The 21,097-nt window shown below is 72.2% G+C and carries 19 protein-coding genes; 11 read left to right on the forward strand and 8 right to left on the reverse strand.

Annotated features, from left to right (window positions below):
• Positions 1–29: 29 nt before the first annotated feature.
• The 6 genes from AC6I72_RS33245 to AC6I72_RS33270 all read left to right on the forward strand — a co-directional run bounded on the left by AC6I72_RS33245 (position 30) and on the right by AC6I72_RS33270 (position 6,318).
• The gene (locus AC6I72_RS33245; protein WP_498005168.1) at positions 30–1,205 is read left to right on the forward strand and encodes an ABC transporter ATP-binding protein; all 1,176 of its coding nucleotides are present in this window, start codon (positions 30–32) and stop codon (positions 1,203–1,205) included.
• Between the two features lie 15 nt (positions 1,206–1,220).
• Positions 1,221–2,492: a polyamine ABC transporter substrate-binding protein gene (locus tag AC6I72_RS33250; RefSeq protein ID WP_498005169.1), complete on the forward strand. Its 1,272-nt coding sequence runs from the start codon at positions 1,221–1,223 to the stop codon at positions 2,490–2,492.
• A gap of 41 nt (positions 2,493–2,533) precedes the next feature.
• A complete protein-coding gene (locus AC6I72_RS33255; RefSeq protein ID WP_498006427.1) occupies positions 2,534–3,361 on the forward strand; it encodes an ABC transporter permease in 828 nt (275 codons plus the stop codon).
• The gene (locus AC6I72_RS33260) at positions 3,358–4,203 is read left to right on the forward strand and encodes an ABC transporter permease (RefSeq protein WP_498005170.1); all 846 of its coding nucleotides are present in this window, start codon (positions 3,358–3,360) and stop codon (positions 4,201–4,203) included. Before AC6I72_RS33255 ends, AC6I72_RS33260 begins: the two co-directional genes overlap by 4 nt.
• Positions 4,204–4,291: 88 nt before the next feature.
• A complete protein-coding gene (locus tag AC6I72_RS33265; RefSeq protein WP_498005171.1) occupies positions 4,292–5,293 on the forward strand; it encodes an SIS domain-containing protein in 1,002 nt (333 codons plus the stop codon).
• 77 nt (positions 5,294–5,370) lie between these two features.
• Entirely contained in the window at positions 5,371–6,318 is a 948-nt protein-coding gene (locus AC6I72_RS33270) for a PfkB family carbohydrate kinase (protein WP_498005172.1), read from the forward strand.
• Between the two features lie 155 nt (positions 6,319–6,473).
• Here AC6I72_RS33270 and AC6I72_RS33275 read toward each other — a convergent pair whose 3' ends face one another.
• The 3 genes from AC6I72_RS33275 to AC6I72_RS33285 all read right to left on the reverse strand — a co-directional run bounded on the left by AC6I72_RS33275 (position 6,474) and on the right by AC6I72_RS33285 (position 8,938).
• On the reverse strand, positions 6,474–6,773 hold the full coding sequence (locus tag AC6I72_RS33275; RefSeq protein WP_498005173.1) for a hypothetical protein: 300 nt from the start codon (positions 6,771–6,773) through the stop codon (positions 6,474–6,476).
• Positions 6,774–6,846: 73 nt separating this feature from the next.
• Positions 6,847–7,572, reverse strand: a complete 726-nt coding sequence (locus AC6I72_RS33280; protein ID WP_498005174.1) for a pyridoxamine 5'-phosphate oxidase family protein — start codon at positions 7,570–7,572, stop codon at positions 6,847–6,849.
• 181 nt (positions 7,573–7,753) lie between these two features.
• The gene (locus AC6I72_RS33285; protein WP_498005175.1) at positions 7,754–8,938 is read right to left on the reverse strand and encodes a serine hydrolase domain-containing protein; all 1,185 of its coding nucleotides are present in this window, start codon (positions 8,936–8,938) and stop codon (positions 7,754–7,756) included.
• 184 nt (positions 8,939–9,122) lie between these two features.
• Between AC6I72_RS33285 and AC6I72_RS33290 the strand changes: the two genes are divergently transcribed.
• Positions 9,123–10,445: an MFS transporter gene (locus AC6I72_RS33290; RefSeq protein WP_498005176.1), complete on the forward strand. Its 1,323-nt coding sequence runs from the start codon at positions 9,123–9,125 to the stop codon at positions 10,443–10,445.
• A 60-nt stretch (positions 10,446–10,505) separates the two neighbouring features.
• On the opposite strand, the gene AC6I72_RS33295 is transcribed toward AC6I72_RS33290, so the two are convergent.
• A complete protein-coding gene (locus AC6I72_RS33295) occupies positions 10,506–11,102 on the reverse strand; it encodes a TetR/AcrR family transcriptional regulator (RefSeq protein WP_498005177.1) in 597 nt (198 codons plus the stop codon).
• A gap of 153 nt (positions 11,103–11,255) precedes the next feature.
• Here AC6I72_RS33295 and AC6I72_RS33300 point away from each other — a divergent pair, with 153 nt between their 5' ends.
• Both AC6I72_RS33300 and AC6I72_RS33305 read left to right on the forward strand, forming a co-directional pair.
• Entirely contained in the window at positions 11,256–12,812 is a 1,557-nt protein-coding gene (locus tag AC6I72_RS33300) for a class I adenylate-forming enzyme family protein (protein WP_498005178.1), read from the forward strand.
• A gap of 24 nt (positions 12,813–12,836) precedes the next feature.
• Positions 12,837–14,039: an acyl-CoA dehydrogenase family protein gene (locus AC6I72_RS33305; RefSeq protein ID WP_498005179.1), complete on the forward strand. Its 1,203-nt coding sequence runs from the start codon at positions 12,837–12,839 to the stop codon at positions 14,037–14,039.
• A 123-nt stretch (positions 14,040–14,162) separates the two neighbouring features.
• Here AC6I72_RS33305 and AC6I72_RS33310 read toward each other — a convergent pair whose 3' ends face one another.
• Positions 14,163–15,182 carry a DMT family transporter gene (locus AC6I72_RS33310; RefSeq protein WP_498005180.1) on the reverse strand — a complete coding sequence of 340 codons (1,020 nt, stop codon included), beginning with the start codon at positions 15,180–15,182 and terminating at the stop codon, positions 14,163–14,165.
• 87 nt (positions 15,183–15,269) lie between these two features.
• Between AC6I72_RS33310 and AC6I72_RS33315 the strand changes: the two genes are divergently transcribed.
• Complete coding sequence (locus AC6I72_RS33315) at positions 15,270–15,890, forward strand: TetR/AcrR family transcriptional regulator (protein ID WP_498005181.1); 621 nt, start codon at positions 15,270–15,272, stop codon at positions 15,888–15,890.
• A 378-nt stretch (positions 15,891–16,268) separates the two neighbouring features.
• Here AC6I72_RS33315 and AC6I72_RS33320 read toward each other — a convergent pair whose 3' ends face one another.
• On the reverse strand, positions 16,269–16,853 hold the full coding sequence (locus AC6I72_RS33320) for a helix-turn-helix domain-containing protein (protein ID WP_498006429.1): 585 nt from the start codon (positions 16,851–16,853) through the stop codon (positions 16,269–16,271).
• A gap of 144 nt (positions 16,854–16,997) precedes the next feature.
• On the opposite strand from AC6I72_RS33320, the gene AC6I72_RS33325 reads away from it, so the two are divergent.
• Positions 16,998–17,990, forward strand: a complete 993-nt coding sequence (locus AC6I72_RS33325) for an alpha/beta fold hydrolase (protein WP_498005182.1) — start codon at positions 16,998–17,000, stop codon at positions 17,988–17,990.
• A 225-nt stretch (positions 17,991–18,215) separates the two neighbouring features.
• Here AC6I72_RS33325 and AC6I72_RS33330 read toward each other — a convergent pair whose 3' ends face one another.
• Both AC6I72_RS33330 and AC6I72_RS33335 read right to left on the reverse strand, forming a co-directional pair.
• Positions 18,216–18,992 (reverse strand): sulfite exporter TauE/SafE family protein, encoded by a 777-nt coding sequence (locus AC6I72_RS33330; protein WP_498005183.1) that lies wholly within the window; start codon positions 18,990–18,992, stop codon positions 18,216–18,218.
• A gap of 583 nt (positions 18,993–19,575) precedes the next feature.
• Positions 19,576–20,940, reverse strand: a complete 1,365-nt coding sequence (locus tag AC6I72_RS33335; RefSeq protein WP_498005184.1) for a rhodanese-like domain-containing protein — start codon at positions 20,938–20,940, stop codon at positions 19,576–19,578.
• Positions 20,941–21,097 lie beyond the last annotated feature (157 nt).

Below are 21,097 nucleotides of genomic sequence, written 5' to 3' on the forward strand. Positions count from 1 at the left end.
CCGCGCCCCGAACACCGGAGGTATCACGGATGGCAACCGACACCCTCTCGCCGCCACCGGCCGCTGGCCCCGCCATCACGCTCGTCGACGTGGTCAAGGACTTCGGCGCCGGCGCCCGGGACGCGGCGGTCGTCCGCGGCGTCGACCTGGTCATCGGTGAGGGTGAGTTCTTCTCGCTGCTCGGGCCCTCGGGCTGCGGCAAGACCACCACCTTGCGGATGATCGCCGGCTTCGAGGAACCCACCTCCGGTCAGATCCTCCTCCACGGCCGCGACATGGTCGGCGTGCCCGCCGACAAGCGCGACATCAACATGGTGTTCCAGTCCTACGCCCTCTTCCCGCACCTGAGCGTCGCCGACAACGTGGCGTTCGGCCTGCGCCGCAAACGTGTGCCCAAGGACGAGATCCGCGACCGGGTCGAGAAGATCCTGCACACCGTCGAACTCGCCGACAAGGCCGACCGGCGTCCCCGCCAGCTCTCCGGCGGCCAGCAGCAACGTGTCGCCCTCGCCCGCGCCCTGGTCAACCGCCCCCGCGCGCTGCTCCTGGACGAACCCCTCGGCGCCCTCGACCTCAAGCTGAGGCAGAGCATGCAGCTGGAACTCAAGCGCATCCAGCGCGAGGTCGGCATCACCTTCGTCTACGTCACGCACGACCAGGCCGAGGCGCTGACCATGTCCGACCGGATCGCGGTGATGAACCGCGGCCTGGTCGAACAGGTCGGCCCGCCGCAGGAGGTCTACGAGCGGCCGTCCACCGCGTTCGTCGCCGGCTTCATCGGCACCTCCAACCTGATCCGCGGACGCCTGGCCTCCGTGGGAGCGGCGACCGGGGTGCTCGACCTCGGCGACGGCCAACGCGTCACGGTCCCGCTGCGCGGCCCCCACACGGCCGGGGACACCGTCGAACTCACGGTGCGACCGGAGAAGATCACGCTGACCGCCAAGCCGGCCGGCACCGCAAGCCGCCTGCGCGGCACCGTCCGGGAGGTGGTCTATCTCGGCACCTCCACCAGCTACACCGTGGACACCGGCACGGGTGCCGAGATGACGGTCTTCCAGCCCAACGACGGGACCGCCTGCGTGTCCCCGGCCCGCGGCGACACCGTCTGGCTCTCCTGGGCCACCGACCACTCCTACCTGCTCACCACCGCCCCCACGCCCGCGGCGACGGCCGCGGCCCCGGTTTCCCTCACCTCGCGCTGACGACAGGCGGACCCCATGCCCGAGCAACCCCTACCTCTCGCGCCCCCGCCGCGCGTCCCGGCGCCCCGCGGCTTGAGCCGGCGCGGCCTGCTGCGTGCCGCGCTCGGCACGGCCGCGCTGGCCCCGCTCGCCGCGTGCAGCGTCCCCGGCGCCCGCGTCCACGTCCCCACCGGCGAGGCGGAGATCGCCGCCGCCGTCACCGGCTTCTGGAACGGGAAGAAGCGGTCCGGGAGGCTGGACTTCGTCAACTACACCCAGTACATCGACGTCGACCCGGCCGACCAGAGCAGGCACCCCACCCTCGACGCCTTCACCCGCGAGAGCGGCACCAAGGTCACCTACGACGAGCTGATCGACGACAGCGCCTCCTGGTTCGGCAAGATCCAGCCCGAGTTCGCCTCCGGCCAGGGCATCGGCTACGACCTGATGGTCGTCGGCGGCGACAGCTACCTCACCAAGTACATCGAACTCGGCTACCTCGCCCCGCTCGACCACAGCCGCCTGCCGAACTTCGCCCGCCACGGCGGCGCCGCGTTCAAGAACTCCCCCTTCGACCACGGCAACGTCTACACCGTGCCCTGGCAGTCCGGCATGACCGGCATCGGCTACGACCCGGCCCAGGTCGGCCGGAGGATCACCAGCTGGCAGGACCTGCTCGACCCGAAACTGCACGGCCGGGTCGGCATGTGGAACGACGCGGTGCAGATGGGCAACGTCGCACTGCTGGCCGTCGGGGTGAACCCGGAGACCTCCACCCCTGCCGACTGGCGCAAGGCGGCCGCCTGGCTGCGCCGGCAGCGCGACGCCGGCATGGTCCGCTCCTACTCCACCTCGACCTACCAGTCCTCCCTCCAGCGCGGCGACCTGGCGGCCTCGCTGGTGTACTCGGGCGACGTCTTCCAGGCCAACCAGAGCGGCTCACGACTGGAGTTCGTCATCCCCGACGAGGGCGGTCTCCTGTGGACCGACAACCTCTGCATCCCCTCGACAGCCGCCCATCCCGTCGACGCGCTGGCCTACATGGACTACGCCTACCGGCCCGAGGTCGCCGCGAGGATCAGCGAGACCGTCCAGTTCGTCTGCCCCGTTCCCGCCGCACGGCAGGTCGTCGCCCGCGACGCGGCCGCCGCCACCGGCAAGCGGCGCTCCGTGCTCGAAGCCCTGAGCACCAGTCCCCTGGTCTTCCCGACCGAGGCCGACCAGTCCAGGCTGCGCCGTCTGCGGGTGCTCGACGAAGAGGAGGAGAAGCAGTGGAACGCACTGTTCGAGCCGATCTACCAGGCCTGACCCGGCGGCGGCGCGCAGGGGGCGCGCTGGCCCCGTATCTGATGATCCTGCCGGGCTGGCTGTGGCTGGCCGCGTTCTTCGTCACCCCGGTGATCGTGATGGTGTCGTTGTCGCTGCAGACCGGCGACTTCATCGACGGCTTCCGCCAGACGTTCCACTTCGGCACCTACGCCGACGTGGTCCGCGCCTACCACGTGCAACTGGTCCGGTCCCTGCTCTACGGCGCCGTCGCCACCGTCGCCTGCGCCACCGTCGGCTACCCGGTGGCCTATTGGATCGCCTTCCGGGCCGGCCGGCACAAGTCGGTGTTCCTCTTCCTGCTCCTGCTGCCCTTCTTCGTCTCCTTCGTCATCCGCACCCAGTCCTGGAACGTGGTGCTCGCCGACCACGGCGTCCTGCTGGGCCCGCTGAAGGACATCGGTCTGCTTCCCGCCGGATTCCACCTGCTGGCCACGCCCTACGCGGTGGTCGGCGGCCTGACCTACAACTTCCTGCCGTTCATGGTGCTGCCCGTGTACGTCGCCCTGGAACGGGTGGACCCCAAGGTGATCGAGGCCTCCACCGACCTCTACGCCTCCCGGACGCAGACCTTCCTGCGCGTGGTGCTGCCGCTGTCGCTGCCCGGCGTCTTCGCCGGCGTCCTGCTCACGTTCGTGCCCGCCTGTGCCGACTACGTCAACGCCGGCATCCTCGGCGGCCCCTCCACGACGATGATCGGCAACATCATCCAGACCGAGTACTTCACCAATCTCGACTACCCGGCCGCCGCCGCCCTGTCCTTCGTCCTCATGGGCGCGCTGCTGCTGGCCGTGTTCACCTACGCCCGGACGCTGGGCACCGAAGAGGTCCTGGAGGCGGCCGCGCGATGACCACCACCACCGTCGCCCCCGCGGCCGAGGCGGCCGCCACGCCGCGCCCGTCCCGCACCGCGCGCCGGCGCCGCCGCCCCGCCCTGACCCTGTACACCGTGCTGGTGCTGGCCTGGCTGCTGCTGCCGATCGCCGTGATGATCCTCTTCGGCTTCAACGACACCGGCAGCAAGGTGAACTTCACCTGGCAGGGCTTCACCCTGCACTGGTACCGGCACCTGTTCGCCATCCCCAACCTGACCTCCGCGCTGGTCAACAGCCTCACCATCGCCGTGGTCGTCGCCGTGGTCGCCACCCTCCTGGGCACCCCCGTCGGGCTGGCGCTCGGCCGCCACCGCTTCCGCGGCCGCGGCTCCGTGGACCTGCTGATGTTCGCCGCCATCGCGGCCCCGGAGATCGCCCTCGGCGCCGCGCTGCTGTCGCTGTTCATCGTGATGGGCGTGCCCCGCGGCTACTGGACGGTCGTCATCGCCCACGTGGCCTTCTGCATCCCCTACGTCGCCATCACCGTTCGGGCGCGCATGGCCGGCCACGACCCGACGCTGGAGGAGGCCGCCCGCGACCTGGGGGCAGGACCGTGGACGGCGTTCCGGCTGGTCACCCTGCCGATGCTGCTGCCCGGCGTGGCCTCCGGCGCCCTGCTGTGCTTCGCCCTGTCCGTCGACGACTACGTCATCACCAGCTTCAACGCCGGCCGTACGGTCACCTTCCCGCTGTGGGTGTACAGCGCCAGCCGTACCGGCGTGCCCCCGCAGGTCAACGTCATGGGGACGCTGATCTTCGTCGGCGGCCTGATCATCGCCGGGGCGAACGTGCTGTTCTCCCGGCGCCGCGCGAGCTGACCCGAACCCGGTCCGCGCGCTCTTTCGGAACACCGGTCCGGCGGCCCACGCCGGCCGGTACGGAACAACCTTCGAGGAAGTCACCATCGTGCTCAAGTTCAACGAAGCCGAGTTCGTCTCCCAGACGGAGAGCCTCCTGGCGCTGCGTCCCCAGATCGAGAAGACCGTCGACCGGCTGGCCGACGACGGCTACGACAGCGTCCTCCTCGTGGGCGCGGGCGGCACGTACGCGCAGATGTGGCCCTACGAGCACCTCGCCCGGCGTTCCTCGCCGCTGCCGGTGCGGGCCGCCGTCGCCGCCGAACTCGTCGCCTCCGGCGACGCCCTGCTCGGTGACCGCACCATCGCCGTCTTCACCTCCGTCTCCGGCACCACCGACGACAGTCTGCGCGCCATCGCCCACTGCAAGTCCAAGGGCGCCCACACCATCGGTTTCACCGGCTACCCCGACTCCCCCGTCGCCCGGAACGTCGACACGGCGCTGATCTCCGAGCCCAAGGCCTGGCCGTTCGACGTCCAGTTGCTGCTGTTCATGGGCCGGCTGCTGTCGCGCCGGGGCGAGTTCGAGGGCTACGAACGCCTCGCCGACGAACTCGCGGGCCTGCCCCGCATCCTGGTGGACGTCGCCCGGCAGGCCGAGCCGGTGGCGGCGGCCTTCGCCGAGGCCCACAAGGACACCGACTACCACTTCCTCATCGGCGGCGGAAACCTGTGGGGGTTCACCTACCTGTACTCCATGTGCATCCTCGAGGAGATGCAGTGGCTGCGCACCACCCGGGTGCACAGCGCCGAGTTCTTCCACGGCTCGCTGGAACTCCTGGAGGAGGACACGAGCGTCATCGTCTTCCAGGGCGAGGACGAGACCCGGGCCCTGACCGACCGGGCCGAGGCCTTCGCCAAGCGCGTCTCCAAGGACGTCACCGTCTTCGACACCCGTGACTACCCCCTGGAAGGCATCAGCCCGCAGTTCCGCGGACTGCTCGCGCCGCTGGTGCTGGACACCGTGATGGACCGGGTCAGCAAGCACCTGGAGCGGGTGCGCGACCACTCGCTCGACCTGCGCCGTTACTACCGCGTCATGGACTACTGAGCCCTCCGACCGGTCATCCCCGTCCCTCACGTCCCGCGCGCCGGTGCCCCGGCACCGGCGCGCCCACGCCGGGCGCCGTGCCTGCGCACACCGTGCCCGCACCCCGGGAGTTGCTCATGAACGTCCTCGGCTTCGGCGACAACACCGTCGACCGCTTCGTGGACCGCGGCACCGACTACCCCGGCGGCAACTGCGTCAACGTCGCCGTCTACACCCGCCGGCTCGGTCTGGACGCCGCCTATCTGGGGGTGTTCGGCGACGACGGCCTCGGCACCGCCCTGCGCACGGCCGTCGCGGCGCAGGACGTCACCGTGGACCACAGCGTCGTACGCCCGGGCGCGACCTCGGTCTCGACCCTGCACGTGCGCGACGGCGACCGGGTCTTCCTCGGCTACGACCCGGGCGGCCCCGAGGTCCGCCGGGCCCTCCCCCTCACCCCCGCCCTGCTCGCCTATGCCGCGTCCTTCACCCTCGTGCACTCCAGTGTCTACTCCGGTACCGAGGCCCTGCTCCCCCGCCTCGCCACGGCCGGCCCGCTGATCAGCTTCGACTTCTCCGACGAGGACGAGTACCGCACGCCCGCCTACCTCGACCGGGTCTGCCCCCATGTCGACCTGGCCCTGCTGTCGTGTTCGCACCTGGACGAGGCCGCCACGCGTGCGCTGCTCACCGAGGCGGTGCGGCGGGGGGCCGGGATGGCACTGGCCACCCGGGGCCTGGCCGGGGCGATCGCGTACGACGGCCGGACCACGGCCGCCGCGCCCGCCCGGGTCGCCGATCCCGCCGCCATGTCCGACACGATGGGCTGCGGGGACGCCTTCCTCGCCGGGTTCGCCGTCTCCCTGCTGCGCGGGGGGTGGTCCCGGCGCACCTCACCGGCGCCCGAAGCCCTCGAACGCGCCCTGCACCAGGGCGCGCAGGCGGCCTACCACCAGTGCTTCGTGGAGGCCGCCTTCGGTTGCGGCTGGCCGACCCCAGTAGCGCGGACCGGCGGCCAGGGTCCGAGCGAGCCCACACCCCGCTGACCGGCCGCGCGCGCCGAACGCACCTCGCCCGTACGCACCGACGGCCCGGCCGGCGCCCGCACGTCCTCGCCCGGCCCGGCCCGGCCGAGCCCGGGTCACGAGCCGTGCCCAGGCTCGCGGATCGCCTTCCGCGCGCGGGTTCTCCTCGGGGTCCGCTACTCCGAGGCCTGCGCCCGGCCCGCCCCCTCGGTCGTCTCCTCGGTGGCCGCGGCGCGGGTACGAAGGCGCCCCAGCAAGGCGCCTCCCGCGACCACCAGCCCGACCGCGACGACCTTGGCGGCCCCGTAGTAGCCGGTCGCCAACTCCTCGGGCGTGCCGGGCAGTCGCAACGAGACCCAGATGACCGCGAGACCACCGAAGGCGATCAGTGCGACGGCTCCCCAGGTCCCGAGACCCGCCCACCATGGCTCCGCCCCGTGCCGCTCGTCGCTGCGCTCGACGCCCTTGTCTGTCACAGTACGTCTTCCCTGTTCGTGTCGTTCGTGTGGTGACGGTCGTGCGGGAAGACGCAGGTACGGGGCGTGCGGTTCACACAGGAGGCACCTGGCTGCCGGACGCCGGGGTCCCCCCGGCCCGGTCCGCCGGGGAACCGACACGCCGCGTCAGATGGGCCGGGGCCTCGATGCCCTCGGGCAGCACCGGGTCCGGCTCCAGGTCGCCCCAGGTCGCGTGCAACGGCAGCACGCCTGCCCACAGGCCGAGTCGGGCGTCCTCGCTGTCGCCGTCGTCCGGGGCGCCGGTGCGGATCTTGACGGACGCCTCGTTCAGGGAGAGGGCGAGCAGAGCGGTCGCGGCGAGTTCCCTGCGGCTCGGGCTGCGGGCGTAGTCCCACTGCCCGGGCGCGGCCTGCTCGGTCAGACAGCGCAGGCCGGCGAGCTTCTCCTGCGCGTCCGTGACCAGGCGGGGGATGCCGTAGACCATGGCGCTGCGGTAGTTGACGCCGTGCTCGAACACCGAGCGGGCGAGGACGAGTCCGTCGACATGGGTGACCGTGACGCAGACCATGGCTTCGGGTGACGCGAGCAGACTGCGGCCGGCGACCGAGCCGTGGAAGTACAGGGTGCTGCCGTCGGAACCGTAGACCGTCGGTACGACCATCGGCGTCCCGTCGACGGTGACGCCGAGGTGGCAGACGAAACCGGCGGCGAGGATCGCGTCGAGCTGGTCACGGTCCAGGCTGCCCTGTTGCCGCAGGCGGCGGTGACGGGTGCGCTCGCTGACCGGCAACCGGCGTTCTGGAGTAGCGGAGTTCATGGCTGTTCTCTCTCTGGGTGCGGGCCGGGTGCTGGTCCTGCGGCGGGCCGGACAGAGAGGGATGGTACTGATTCCATTTCAATGCCGCCATGGATCTCCGTATTTCGTTGCCTGAAAGACGTGAGACAACGAAATCCGCTGCCCGACACGGACCGGACTCCGCCGTTCTCGGCGCCCGTTTTCACGAGTTCAGCAGGACGCCGATCCGCACGAACGCCTGCACCAGAGGGACCGGCGGCACCGCGGGTGACATGACCTGCGAGCCGAAGTGGACGACCACGAGATCCAGGCCCGGCGACACGAAGAGCCGCTGGCCGTGGATGCCGCTGGCCATGTAGGAGCCGTAGGGGTCGTTCAGGATCCACCACAGGTCGTGGTAGGAGAGCGTGGCCGGTGAGTCGGGGGGCGCGGCCGGGAAGCGGACACGGCGGGGGTAGCCGTCGGGCACACCGCTGGTGATGGTGCGGGCCACTTCCGCCGGGACCACCTGCCGGCCCTCCACCGCCCCGTCGCAGCGCAGCATCTCACCGAGCCGGGCCACATCGCGTGCTGTCGCGCTGAAGCCTCCGCAGGCGGCTTCGACACCGTCGCCGTCCAGGATGTAGTACGCGTCCTCCTCCGCACCGATCCTCGCCCACAGGAGGTCGCTGAGCAGGGCGGACGTGGTGAGGCCCGTGACCCGCCGGAGGACTTCGGCCAGCGTCTCCACGTTGCCGTTCTCGTAGCGGAACTCCTCTCCCGGGACCCCGGTGGCACGGGCGGTCAGCAGGTGCTCGCGGATACTGGCCGGTCCGCTGTAACCGAACGGCCGCAGTTGCGGGGCGATCACCGCTTGGTACCGCTGGGCCTCCAGTGCTTTGTCGAAGGGCCGTCCCGCGTAGCTGACCCGGGTGCCCATGTGCAGCAGGTCCTGGACCCGGGCGTCGCCGAAGGCGGTCCCCGCGAGTTCCGGGGCATAGGCGGAGGCCGGGGCCGTGCGGTCCAGGAGCCCCTGGTGAGCGAGCGTCGCCGCGACGAGCCCGAGGTAGGACTTGGCCGCCGAGGCGTTGAAGTGGGGGGTGTGCGCGTCGGTGCCGTGCAGGTAGCGCTCGTAGACGACCTCGCCGCGGTGCAGCACCAGGAACGCGTCCGTCTGGGCCGCGGCGAACAGGTCGGCGAGCTTGAGTGCGCCGGCGTCGGTGGTGACGACGTCGAGGGCGTCCAGGTCCGTCTCACGGTGCGGCAGGTGACGGGCGGGAGCACGGCCCCGCCACACGCGTCGGCTGGGTGAGAGTTCACGGCCCTGCGCGGTGAAGCGGCGGATCCAGGCCGGGTCCGTGTAGCCGCGGCTCCACATCAGATGACTCGACGGGGCTGTCTCGGTCATGGGTCACTCCTGTCGGTGCGGGTCTTGGGAAGTGCTGCTCTTCGGGTTCTGCGAGAGCGCTGTCGTCCGGGGCGTTGACCTGGCGACGTCCGGCCACTTAGGTTGCCGAGTCAAGCGATCAGTACCAGACACCTTGTACGGGAACATACTCCATTTTCAATATCCTGAGCCCCAGGAGTGCCCGATGGTCCAGCCGCAGTCCCGCCCCGCCTCCCGCCCGGAGGCCACCGGGCCGCCGCCCGGCTCGCCGCCCGGCCGTCGCCGCGCCTGGCTGATCACCGCGCTGATCGTGGCGTTCATGCTGGTCAACTACGCGGACAAGTCCGTCCTGGGCCTCGCGGCCGTACCGATCATGGACGAACTGCACATCAGCAACAGCACCTACGGCCTGATCTCCAGCTCCTTCGCCCTGCTGTTCAGCCTCTCGGGACTGCTGGGCGGAATCGTCTCCGCGCGCGTTTCGAGCCGCGTGCTCCTGACCGTGCTGGCAGCCCTGTGGGCGGTGGCCCAGTTGCCCGTGCTCCTCGTGGCGTCCGTGCCCGCCCTGGTGGCGGGGAGGGTGCTGCTGGGCTTCGCCGAGGGGCCGGCCGCGCCCATGTCCATGCACGCGCTCTACACGTGGTTCCCCGAGGACCGGCGGGGTCTGCCGTCGGCGTTGCAGATCAGCGGCGCCGCGCTCGGCACGCTGATCGCCGCGCCGGTCGTGACCTGGCTGATCACCGCGTTCGGCTGGCGTTCCGCCTTCGCCGCGCTCGCCGCGGTCAGCGTGGTGTGGGGTCTGCTGTGGTGGCGCACGGGGCACGACGGACCGTACGGCCACGAGCCCGTGCACGGCGCCGCGGCCGCCTCCGGAGCGGCGGTCCGGCTGCCGTTGCGCCGGCTGCTGCTGAACGGCACCGTACTGGGCAGCATCGCGGGAGCCTTCGGCGCCTCCTGGGCCCTGTCGCTGAGCCAGGCGTGGCTGCCCGCCTACCTGCGCACCGAACTGGGCATCTCACCGGGCGGGGCGGCCACGCTCATCAGCGCCGTCTCGGCGTTCAGTTTCGTGCTGCTGCTGGCGGTGTCCCCGCTGGTCGACGCGCTCAACCGGCGGGGCGTGCCGATCCGCTGGTCGACCGGCGCGCCGCAGGGAATCGCCGTCGCCGTCGCCGCGGCAGCCATGGCGGCGCTCCCCTTCGCCGGCGCCCGGGCGCTGCTCCTGGCCCTGCTGGCGGTGGCCTTCGGCGCGCACGCCATCGCGTTCCCGCTGCACTACATGACGACGGCCGCGGTCGTGCCGTCCGCACGGCGCGGAGCGGTCTTCGGCGTCGTCGCCGCGACCGGCACCCTGCCCGGCCTGGTGGCCCCGTACCTGACCGGGCGCCTGCTGGACTCCGCTCCCTCCCGGAGCACCGGCTACACCCACGCGTTCCTGCTGTCGGCCGCGGTGATGCTGGTCTGCGGGCTGATCGCCGTGATCGCGATCCGTCCCGAGCGGGACGTACGGCGGCTGCGGGGGACCGGCTGAGCGGGACGTACGGCGGCTGCGGCGGGCCGGCTGAGCCGGGCGGCGGGGAGGGGGCGGGGCTCAGGCCGGCGACTCGAAACCGCTGGCCCAGTAGCGCCCGTGCAGGGCCAGGTCGAGGAGCATGCGGACGACCTCGGCGTCCGGCAGTGCGGGGGTGTCCTGCTCGACCCACCAGCGCAGCACCGCGATCTGCTCCCCGACCCACACCCGGGCCAGCAGCTCGGGATCGATGCGCGGCTGCACGGCGTTGCGTTCCGCGCGGGCGCGGAACTCCTCGGCCGTGGCCCGCGCGCAGGCGTCGACGAACGTCTGCAAGGGCCGGCCGTCCCCTTCGCCGCGCAGCACGATCCGGTACAGATCGCGCCGCTCTCTCGCGTGCCGCAGCATCTCCAGGACCGGCTTGCCGGTGAACCCGACCGCACTGTCGGCGACCGCGGGGGCCAGGCGCTCGGACAGTTCGGCGAGCAGGTCAGCGGTCACGCGCGCGAACAGGTCCTCCTTGTCACGGAAGTGCGCGTAGAAGGTCGCGCGGGCCACGTCCGCGCGCTCGGTGACGTCCTCCACGGTCAGCGCCGTGAAGCCCCGTTCGAGCACCAGCTCCACCAGGGCGTCCCCCAGAGCCCGGCGTGAACGTCTGGTCCGCCTGTCCTCCGCCATGCACCCCTCCTCGTCGATCGTCGCGCACGGCCGTGGTGCCGCATGCGGGGCCAGTCTAGAAGACCCTTGACAGGAGAGACGTTACTGAACAAGCTGTCTGGAACTGAGCGGTATGTAAATTTTCTATGGACGCCCTCTATCGAGTAGGCCCTCATGAACCTCGGCAACTACCTCTCGCGCAGCGCCCGCTACTGGCCCCAGGCCCCCGCCCTCGTCTGCGGGGACCGCGTCTGGACCTTCACCGACCTGGACCGGGCGACCGACCGTCTGGCCTCCGCCCTGGCCGGCCGGGGCCTGCGTCCCGGCGACGCGGTGGCCTCCCTCGCCTGGAACCGCGGAGAGCTGGTGGAGGTCGAATTCGCGCTGTACAAGGCCGGCTTGACGCGCGCACCGATCAACGCCCGGCTCGGCACCGGCGAGATCGAGCACATCCTGCGCTACGCCCCCGTACGCGCCCTCGTCTACGACGCGGCGCACCGCGAGGACGCCCTCGCGGCCATCGCCGCGGCGGGTACCGGATGCCTGCCCGTCCCCCTCGACGGCGCTCAGCCCGGCGAGGTTTCCTACGGCGACCTGCTGGCCGAGGGCGACGGCACACCGGTCCGCGTCGAGGCCGGCCTCGACGACCCCTGCGTCCTGAACTTCACTTCGGGATCCACCGGTGCACTCAAGGCCGCGGTGCAGACGGTCGGCAACCGCCTCGCCAACATGCGCAAGCAGCTGATGGCCGACGAGTCCCGCCCGCGCCCGGGCACCCGCTACCTCGCCTGCGGCCCCATCACCCACGCCACCGGCATGGGCCTGCTCGCCGGGGTGTTCGGCGGCTCGACCACCTACGTGCTGCCGAGCTGGAGCCCGGGCGGCTTCCTGGAGACGGTCGAGAAGGAACGCATCACCGCTACCTTCCTGGTGCCGGCCATGCTGAACATGGTGCTCGCCCATCCCGGCGCCGCCGACCACGACCTGCGCTCGCTGACGAGCGTGCGCATCGGCGGCGCGCCCGTCTCACCGCAGCGGCTGCGAGACGCCGTGGAGTTCTTCGGCCCGGTCGTCGCCCAGGGCTACGGGCTGGGCGAGACCACCAGCGTGGTCGCCGGCCTGAGCAGCGAGGAAATCGCGCGCGCCGTGCGGGAGGACCCGGAGCTGCTCCAGTCGTGCGGCCGTGCGTCCTACGACACCGAGATACGTGTCGTCGACGAGTCGGGCCGGGAACTGGGCCCGCGCGAGGTCGGCGAGGTGATCGTGCGGGGGCCGGACTGCGTGAGGGAGTACTGGCGGGAGCCGGAGCTGTCGGCGCAGACCTTCCGCGACGGCTGGGTGCACACCGGTGACCTCGCGTGGATGCGGGAGGACGGCTACCTCTTCCTGGTCGACCGCAAGAAGGACATGATCATCTCGGGTGGCTTCAACATCTACTGCACCGAGGTGGAGGCCGCCCTGTACGAACACCCCGCCGTCCAGGAGGCATGTGTCGTCGGCGTGCCCGACGAGCAGTGGGGCGAGGCCGTCAAGGCCGTCGTCGTCACCCATGCCGGTACGACCGTCACGGCCGAGGAACTGATCGCCTTCTGCGCCGGCCGGCTGGACCGCTTCAAGAAGCCGCGCTCGGTCGACTTCGTGCCCGAACTGCCCCACAACCGCAACGGCAAGCTCGACCGCAAGACCGTACGCGAACCCTTCTGGGCGCACGCCGCCCGCCGCGTCAACTGACCCCACCCTGTTCGGAGTTCCGCCGTGACCTTTTCCCTCCGCCCCGCCCACGACGACCCGCGCACCGCCGAACTCGTCGACCGCCTGCGCGACTACCTCGACGGTGAGCTCGCCGGTTACGAACGCGAGCGCGGCCTCACCCCCGGCAGCCGCCTCACCCGCGCCGACCTCGAACCGGTCTGGCGGCGCAGCCGCGAACTGGGCTTCTACGGCATCCACCTGCCCGAGGAGTACGGCGGCCAGAACCTCACCTACACCCAGCTCGCCGCTCTCAAGGAGGAGATCGGCGCCAGCTCACGCGTCCTCGGCCACAGCGTGCTCGGTGACATGGGCGGCCCCCTGCGCGCGGGTGACATCCTCAAGCACGCCACCGAGCACCAGTTGGACACGTACCTGCTGCCGCTGATCCGCGGCGAGCGGGCGTGCTGTTTCTCCCTCACCGAGACCGACGCCGGCTCCGACGTCCGCTCCATGCGTACGGTCGCCGTACGCGATGCCGGCGGCGACGGCTACCGGCTGACCGGGCACAAGGTCTTCTCCTCGGCCGGTCCGTTCGCCGACTTCGCGATCGTCGTCGCCCGCATGGCGGGCACCGGAGAGCGGGAGGGCGAGAAACCGCGGTTCTCCGCGTTCCTCGTGGACCTGGACAGCCCGGGGTGCCGCGTCGAGGACGGGGCGGCCCCCATGTCGGGCGAACACATCGAGAGCGACATCGTCCTGGACGACTGCCACGTCCCGGCGGCCAACCTCCTCGGCGAGGAGGGCGAGGGCATGCGCATCGCACTCGGCCGGGTCACCACCAACCGGCTCCTGCACTGCCCCACCGTCCTCGGCGCCACCCGCCGCGCTCTCACCCTGACCCTCGAGCGGACCCGGACCCGCAAGGCGGCCGGCGGGCAGCCCCTCCTCATGCTCCAGGCCATCCAGCACAAGGTCGCCGACATGGCCACGGAGCTCTACGCCGCCCGTTCCATGACGTATGCCGCGCTGGCGGCCCTGGACGCGGGCCGCGAGGTGCCCGCGGAGGCCTTCATGTGCAAGCTGTTCGTCGCCGAGTCCGCCTTCCGCATCCTCGACGAGGCCGTGCAGATCCACGGCAAGGAAGGGCTCACCCAGGGCAACGAGATCGAGTACCTCTTCCGCAAGATCCGCATGTTCCGCATCCTCACCGGCACGTCCGAGATCCAGCGCAACGGCATCGCCAGGATCCTGGCCTTCGACCACTGACCCGGCCGGGTCCGGGTCGGGCCCTGCGCGGGTGGCGCCGCACGGCGCACCCGAGACCACCGGGCGGCCGGGCGGCCCCTGCACCGGTGGTGCCGCACGGCGTACCCACGTCCGGTCACCACTTCACTGGCGCCGCATCGACCTGGCGGAGGAAGCTCCCGACGAGCCGGCCGGCGCCCTCCTGCCGTTCCTCGCCGCACCCGCATCGCCGGCCCCGGCCGCGGCCCGACCGGCCGGTCGCCCGGGCCGGCGCCGGATCGGGCGGGCCGAGCGGGAGGCGCCCGCCCCGCCGCGGACGACGGCCACGGCCGCGAGACCGGCGGCCAGTCCGAGGGCGGTCCGCACACCGAAGGGCTCCCCGAACATGAGCGCGCCCCACAGGGCGGTGACCGGGGCCATGAGGAACATGAGGGTGTTGACCTCGGTGACGCCCCTGCGGCGCAGGATCAGCCAGTACAGTCCGTACCCGCCGAAGGTGGGCAGCACGACGAGCCAGGCGGTCGCCGCCCAGAACGAGACGGACGCGGGCGGGACCGCCGCTCCCCTGCCGAGCGCCAGCCCGGAGAAGAGCACGGCGCTGGTCACGCAATGGATCGTCAACGCCGCGCGGGGTGCGACCGGTTCGCGTGAGCGGCCTTCCAGGAGGGTGGCCGCCACCAACGACAGCATGCCGAGGAAGGGCACGAGGTACACCCACCAGGCGACGTCGGAGCCCGACGCCGCCGCGTCGGCGGAGGTGACGGTGGCGACCCCGGCCAGCCCCAGCCACAGCCCGGCCCACTGCCGACGGGAGACGTGCTGACGCAGCAGCGGTCCGGCCAGCGCGCCGGCGACAAGCGGCTGGACTCCGTCGATCAGGGCGGTGGTTCCGGTGGAGACGCCGAGCTGGATGGCGTGGTAGACGCTGAGCAGGTACCCGCTCTGCGACAGCGCGCCGATGACGATCTGCCGGCCGACATCCCGTGGCCCCAGGCCCCGCCACACCGCCCGGGAGAGGGGCGCGGCGGCGACGAGGACCAGCGCGAGCGGCAGGAAGCGCCACATCAGGAGCGTGGTCACGGTCGATGTCCCGGCGCCGAGCTTGGCTCCGATGAAGCCGGAGCTCCAGCACAGGACGAAGGCGACGGACAGCAGGGCGTTCACACGACCACATCCCGTGGACACTCGGAGTTATACAGAACGGTATACCTACCATGGGTGCCCACTATACAGACCGGTATACTCGGGGTCATGGAGTCCGAGGTGGTCCCGCACCGCATCCGCATGACGCCCGGCGCGCGACGGGTGCTGGAAGCCGCCGAGCGGCTGTTCTACGAGCACGGCATCCACCCCGTGGGCGTGGACCTCATCGCCGCCGAGGCGGGGGTGACCAAGAAGACGCTGTACGACCGGTTCGGCTCGAAGGAGCAGCTCGTCGTGGAGTACCTCGCCCGACGCGACGAACGCTGGCGGGAACTGCTCGGCACCCACCTGGACGCGGCCGCGGAACAGGCGCCGGCGGCCCGGATCCTGGCCGTCTTCCGGGCCGCGCGCGCCTGGGCGGGGGAACACGGCTCCAGAGGGTGCAGCATGATCAACGCTCATGCGGAGATCGGGGATCCGGCCCACCCGGCGTACCTGGTCATCACCGGGCAGAAGCAGTGGATGCTGGGCCTGTTCACCCGTCTCGCCCGGGAGATCGACGAGGCGGGCGCGGACCGGCTGGCCCAAGGTCTGATGCTGCTGCACGAGGGGGCGGTGGTCGCGCACGGGCTGGGTGTCTTCCCCGACCCGTTCGGCCAGGCCCTCGACCGGGCCCGCGAGCTGCTGGAACACCGGGCCGCGGCCGGGCCGGGCGCGGCGCCCCGGTGAAGCGGGCGGCCCGGTGAAGCGAGCGGCCCTCGGACAACACTCCCGCCCGGTGGCCGCACGACCCGACGGCCGTTACGGCCCGATAGCCATTACGGCCCGGCGGTCGCACGACCCGATGGCCATTACGGCCCAGCGGTCGCACGACCCGGCGGTCGCCCGTCCGTCGCGGGGGCGAGGGGGCGCCGAGGGCCCGCCGCGGCCGCACGAGAGATTCCGGGGGCGCCCGAGCCGGTCCTGTCACCGGGTGCCCTTCGAGGGCTCGACGGCATGGGACCGGCATCTGCCGGCATCTGCCCCCGTCCCGGAAGCCGGGCCGGACCAGATGAGATCAGAACAAACCCGGCCAGGCCGGTCCCCGCCAGGCCCCGGGGCCCAGCCTCAAGTGCGTGGTCGCAGGCGTTCGCCCTGCGGCCCGAACACGATCAGGTATTCGACCGGCCCACCGGGACCCGCGTTCGCCATGCCGTGGGCGGTGCGGGTGTCGAACTCGGCCACCTCGCCCGCCGAGAGGACGAGGTCCTGCTCACCCAGCGCCAGCCACAGCCGCCCGTACAGCACGCACAGCCATTCGTGGCCGTCGTGGACGGTCTGCCGCGGCCGCGGTGGTGGCCCGTCCACGGGCGGCAGCACGTGCTTGTGGACGTGCAGGCCCCCGACGTACCGGGTCAGGGGCAGGACCCTCTTGTCGTCACCGCGGCTCCGCGGCGTGCGCACACGTGCTCCGGCCCCGGGGGCGGGCGCGGTGCCTGCCAGTTCGTCGAGGGAGAGGCCGTACGCGCTCGCCAGCCGCAGCAGCACCTCCAGGGTCGGCCTGCGCCGGCCGGTCTCCATCCGCGACAAGGTGCTCAGGGCGATGCCGGTCGCACGGCTCACGTCGGAAAGCGTGTCACCGCGGTGCTCGCGTGCGGCCCTCAGTCGCGACGCCATCGCGGCCAGCGTCCGGGCCACACCGTCGTCCGTCATGCTCCGCCCCACCGCCTCCCCGCGGGCCGCGTCCACGGCCGTGTCCTGCCACTTTGCCACGGCGGCAACGCTTGTCGCATCGGCCGCCCGCCGCAGCGCATGATCGGTGGGCACCCGCGCCCCCGGCAACCGAGGAGAACAACCATGTCCCAGCCCACGTCCCCCGCCCGCCGGCGCCACCGCACCGTCGAGGCACCCGCCGGACGGCTGCACCTGGTCGAGCAGGGCACCGGACCGCTGGTCCTGCTCGTGCACGGCTTCCCCGAGTCCTGGTACTCCTGGCGCCACCAGCTCCCGGCCCTCGCGGCGGCCGGGTACCGGGCGGTCGCACTCGACGTGCGTGGCTATGGCCGCTCCTCCAAGCCCGCCGCGACGCACGCGTACCGCATGCTCGACCTGGTGGAGGACAACGTCGCCCTGGTACGCGCCCTCGGCGAGGAGCAGGCCGTGATCGTCGGGCACGACTGGGGGTCCAACATCGCTGCCACCTCGGCCCTGCTCCACCCCGAGGTCTTCCGGGCGGTCGGACTGCTGAGCGTCCCCTACGCCCCGCCCGGCGGCCCCCGCCCCACCGACGTCTTCTCCGGCATCGGCGGCCCGGAGCAGGAGTTCTACGTCTCCTACTTCCAGGAGCCCGGCCGCGCCGAGGCGGAGATGGAACCCGACGTCCGGGGCTGGCTCGCGGGCTTCTTCGCCGCGCTGTCCGGCGACACCATGCCGTCCCCGGCCGAGCCCGACCCGCACTTCGTGAGCCGAGGCGCAGGACGGCTGCGCGACCGCTTCCCGAGCGGCCCGCTCCCCGCCTGGCTGTCCGAGGACGATCTCGACTTCTACGCCGGGGAGTTCGAGCGCACCGGCATGACCGGCGCCCTCAACCGCTACCGCAACATGGACCGGGACTGGGAAGACCTCGGCCCGCACAGCGGCGCGCCGCTCAAGCAGCCGTCCCTGTTCATCGGCGGCGGCCTGGATGCCTCCACCACCTGGATGGCCGACGCGATCGACGCCTACCCCGCCACACTCCCCGGTCTGGTCTCGTCGCACATCCTGGACGACTGCGGCCACTGGATCCAGCAGGAACGCCCGGAGGAGGTCAACCGTCTCCTGACCGGCTGGCTCGCCTCCCTGGGCGACTGACCCGGGCCACGGACCGGCCCGCCGCCGCGGGAAGGCACCCCGACGCCGGGCCGGCCACGCGCGGCGGCCGCGTCCAAGAGAGGCTTCCTGTCGGTGAGTTGCCCCTGTACGGACGGCAGACCGTGCCGGCGCCCGTCGCCGTCACCGGCGGCGGACGTACGGGCAGGCACCGCCGTCACCGGCGGCGGACGCACGGCCAGGCACCGCCGTCCCGGGCCGGCGCCCTCACGTCACGGCGTCGGCGAGCATGAAGGCGGCCACGACCAGCAGGACCCCTGCGAAGATGCGCTGCATGCGGGGTCCGGTGACCTTCTCGGCCATGCGCTTGCCGTCCCAGGCGCCCAGGACCGCCGTTCCGGCGAACGGGCCGATCACCGTCCAGTCGAGCGAGGCGGCGGCGCCGCAGCGAGTGGCCAGGGAAGCCACCGAGTTGACCGTGATGACCAGCAGGCTCGTGCCGACCGCGGCCTCCATCTCGAAGGCCAGGACGGCGACCAGGGCGGGGACGGCGAGAAAACCGCCGCCCACACCGAGCAGGCCGGTCAGCGTGCCCAGGCCGGCACCGGCCGCGGCTGCCCTGCCCGGCGGTACGTCGCCGCTCGCCCGGCGGGCGGTGGCGGCGGTGGCGGTGGCGGTGGCGGTGGCGGGGGGCCGCAGCATCGCAACGGCGGAGAGGGCGGCCGTCGCGGCGAAGGCGATGGTGAGGAGGGACTGGGGGACGCGGACGGCGGCGGCTCCGGCGGCAGCCGCGGGGAGAATCCCGGCGGCCGCGAACGCCGCCCCGGCCCTCCACCGCACCTGTCCGGCCCGGGCGTGCGCGTACAGGGCGGTCAGGGACGTGGCGGTGACGATGACCAGGCCGGCGGTGGTGGCCGCGGCGGGGGTGAAGCCGAGCAGGTAGACCAGCACGGGCACCGCCAGAACGCTGCCGCCACCGCCGAGGGCGCCGAGCGTCAGGCCGACTACGGCTCCCGCGGCCAGGGCCAGGATCAGGGCGGTCACGCTGTGCACCCACTGTGTCCGCTGCCGCCGGCCACCGCCGGCCCGGCACCGGCACCCGCACCCGCACCCGTACCGGTCCAGGCGCTCGTGCCGCGGGGTATGTCTGGCGCGCCGGCACCGCTGGAATCGATCAGCGCGGTCAGCTCGGCCGGCGGCCGGGACAGCGGCAGGTGGACGGCAGCGGGCACGTGCCCGGCCCGGCGCTCGGGGGCTCGGCGCACGTGCGGCAGCACGGCAGCGCCGTCAGGGACGTGAGGGTGGGCCCGTTCCGGACCGGAGCGGCCAGGGCCGTGACGGGAGAGGAACATCGCGTGCTTCTTTCCAGGCGGAGCAAGGGATTTCAGAGTCGGGGTTGAGGGACGGAGTTGAGAGCGAGGTTCAGGGACGGAGTTGAGAGCGGGGTTCATGACCGGGCCCGGACCGGCGGTTCCGAGCTGGGGCCCGGACCGGCGGTTCAAAACGTGGTTCAGGACGGGGTCCCCACCGGCAGTTGAGAGCGGGCGTTCGGGACCGTGGCCCGGACCGGAAGTTCAGAGCGGGGGTTCAGGACCGGGCCCAGACCGGCGGTTGAGAGCCGGTGGTTTCAGGGCCGGGTCACGGTCAGGCCCGTGCCGGCGGCGGCCTCGAAGCTGTCGTCGACGGCGACGACCTTCCGTCCGGTCGCGTCCAGCAGGGAAGCCGCGATCGCCGCCCGCATCCCTCCCGCGCAGTGCACCCACACCGTGCCGGCCGGCACCTCACCGACCCGGCCGTGCAGCTCGTGGAGCGGAATGTGCACGGAGCCCCTGATGAAGCCGTTGGCGCGTTCCGAAACCCGGCGCACGTCCAGGATCACCACGTCCTCGCCGCGCCCCTGTGCACCGGCGAGGTCGGCGAAGCGGGCGCGGGGGAAGGAGGCGAGTTGTTCCCCCGCACGGATCCAGGTGGCCGGATCGCCGGTGGCGGCGGCGGCCGGGCGGTCGATGCCGACCCGGGCCAGCTCCCGCTGCGCGTCGGCAATCTGTTCCGGGGTGTCGGCGAGCAGGGTGACCGGCTTGCCCCACGGGATCAGCCAGGCCAGATAGGTGGCCGGCTTGCCGGTGCCCTCGAAGTTGAACGATCCGGCCACATGTCCGTCGGCGAAGGCGACCCGGCCGCGCAGGTCCACCACCCACTCACCCGCTGCCAGCCGTTCGGCGATCTGTGCCGCGTCGGCAGGCTCGGGCGGGGTCAGGTCGACGGGCGCGGGGCCGGCGGCGTTGGCCGGGCCCATGTGCGTGTAGTACGCGGGCACGTCTTCCAAGCCGGCCAGGATCCGCTGCACGAAGGTGTCCACGTCCAGAGTGAGAGCGTCGTTGCGGGTACGTTCTTCCCCGATCGTGGTCGCATCGCCCTCGGCCTGCGCCGAGGAGCAGAAGCTGCCGAAGCCGTGCGTGGGCAGGACGGACACCTCGTCGTCGAGCGTTGCCGCCAGCCGGTGGACGGAGGCGTGCTGCGCGCGGGCCAGGTGCTCGGTCAGCCGCGGATCCACCAGGTCCGGGCGCCCCACGGTGCCGATCAGCAGCGAGCCGCCGGTGAAGACCGCCACCGCGTGTCCCCCCTCCTCCAGCACGTAGGAGGTGTGGTGCGGAGTGTGACCCGGGGTGGCTGTCGCACGCAGCACCAGGTGCTCGTCCACCTCGCAGGTGTCGCCGTCCGAGACGGCCGTGCGGGGGAAGGAGACATGAGCGCCGGCCGGGACCAGGTAGCGGGCTCCGGTGAGACGGGCCAGTTGCAGCCCGCCGCTGACGTAGTCGTTGTGCAGGTGCGTCTCCGCCACGTAGGCGATGCGCACCCCCCGGCGGGCGGCGGTGGCGATCACCTGGTCGACGTCCCGCGGCGGGTCGACCACGACCGCGGACCTCGCACCGCCGGCCAGGTAACTGCGGTTGCCCAGCCCTTCGAACTCCAGGGTGTCGACAAAAAACATGGGAGTGGCTCCTTTCTCCAGAGGGTGCACCCCGGGCATTTCCGTATCGGAAAGCCGCCGCCGCGGCTCCGGAACGCTCGTACCGTTCGGAGCCGCTCGTGACGTCCGCGCTCTCCATGTCCTGATCCGTTTCACGACGGTCACCGTCGGAGACGGC

The sequence above is a fragment of the Streptomyces sp. Xyl84 genome (assembly GCF_059731885.1).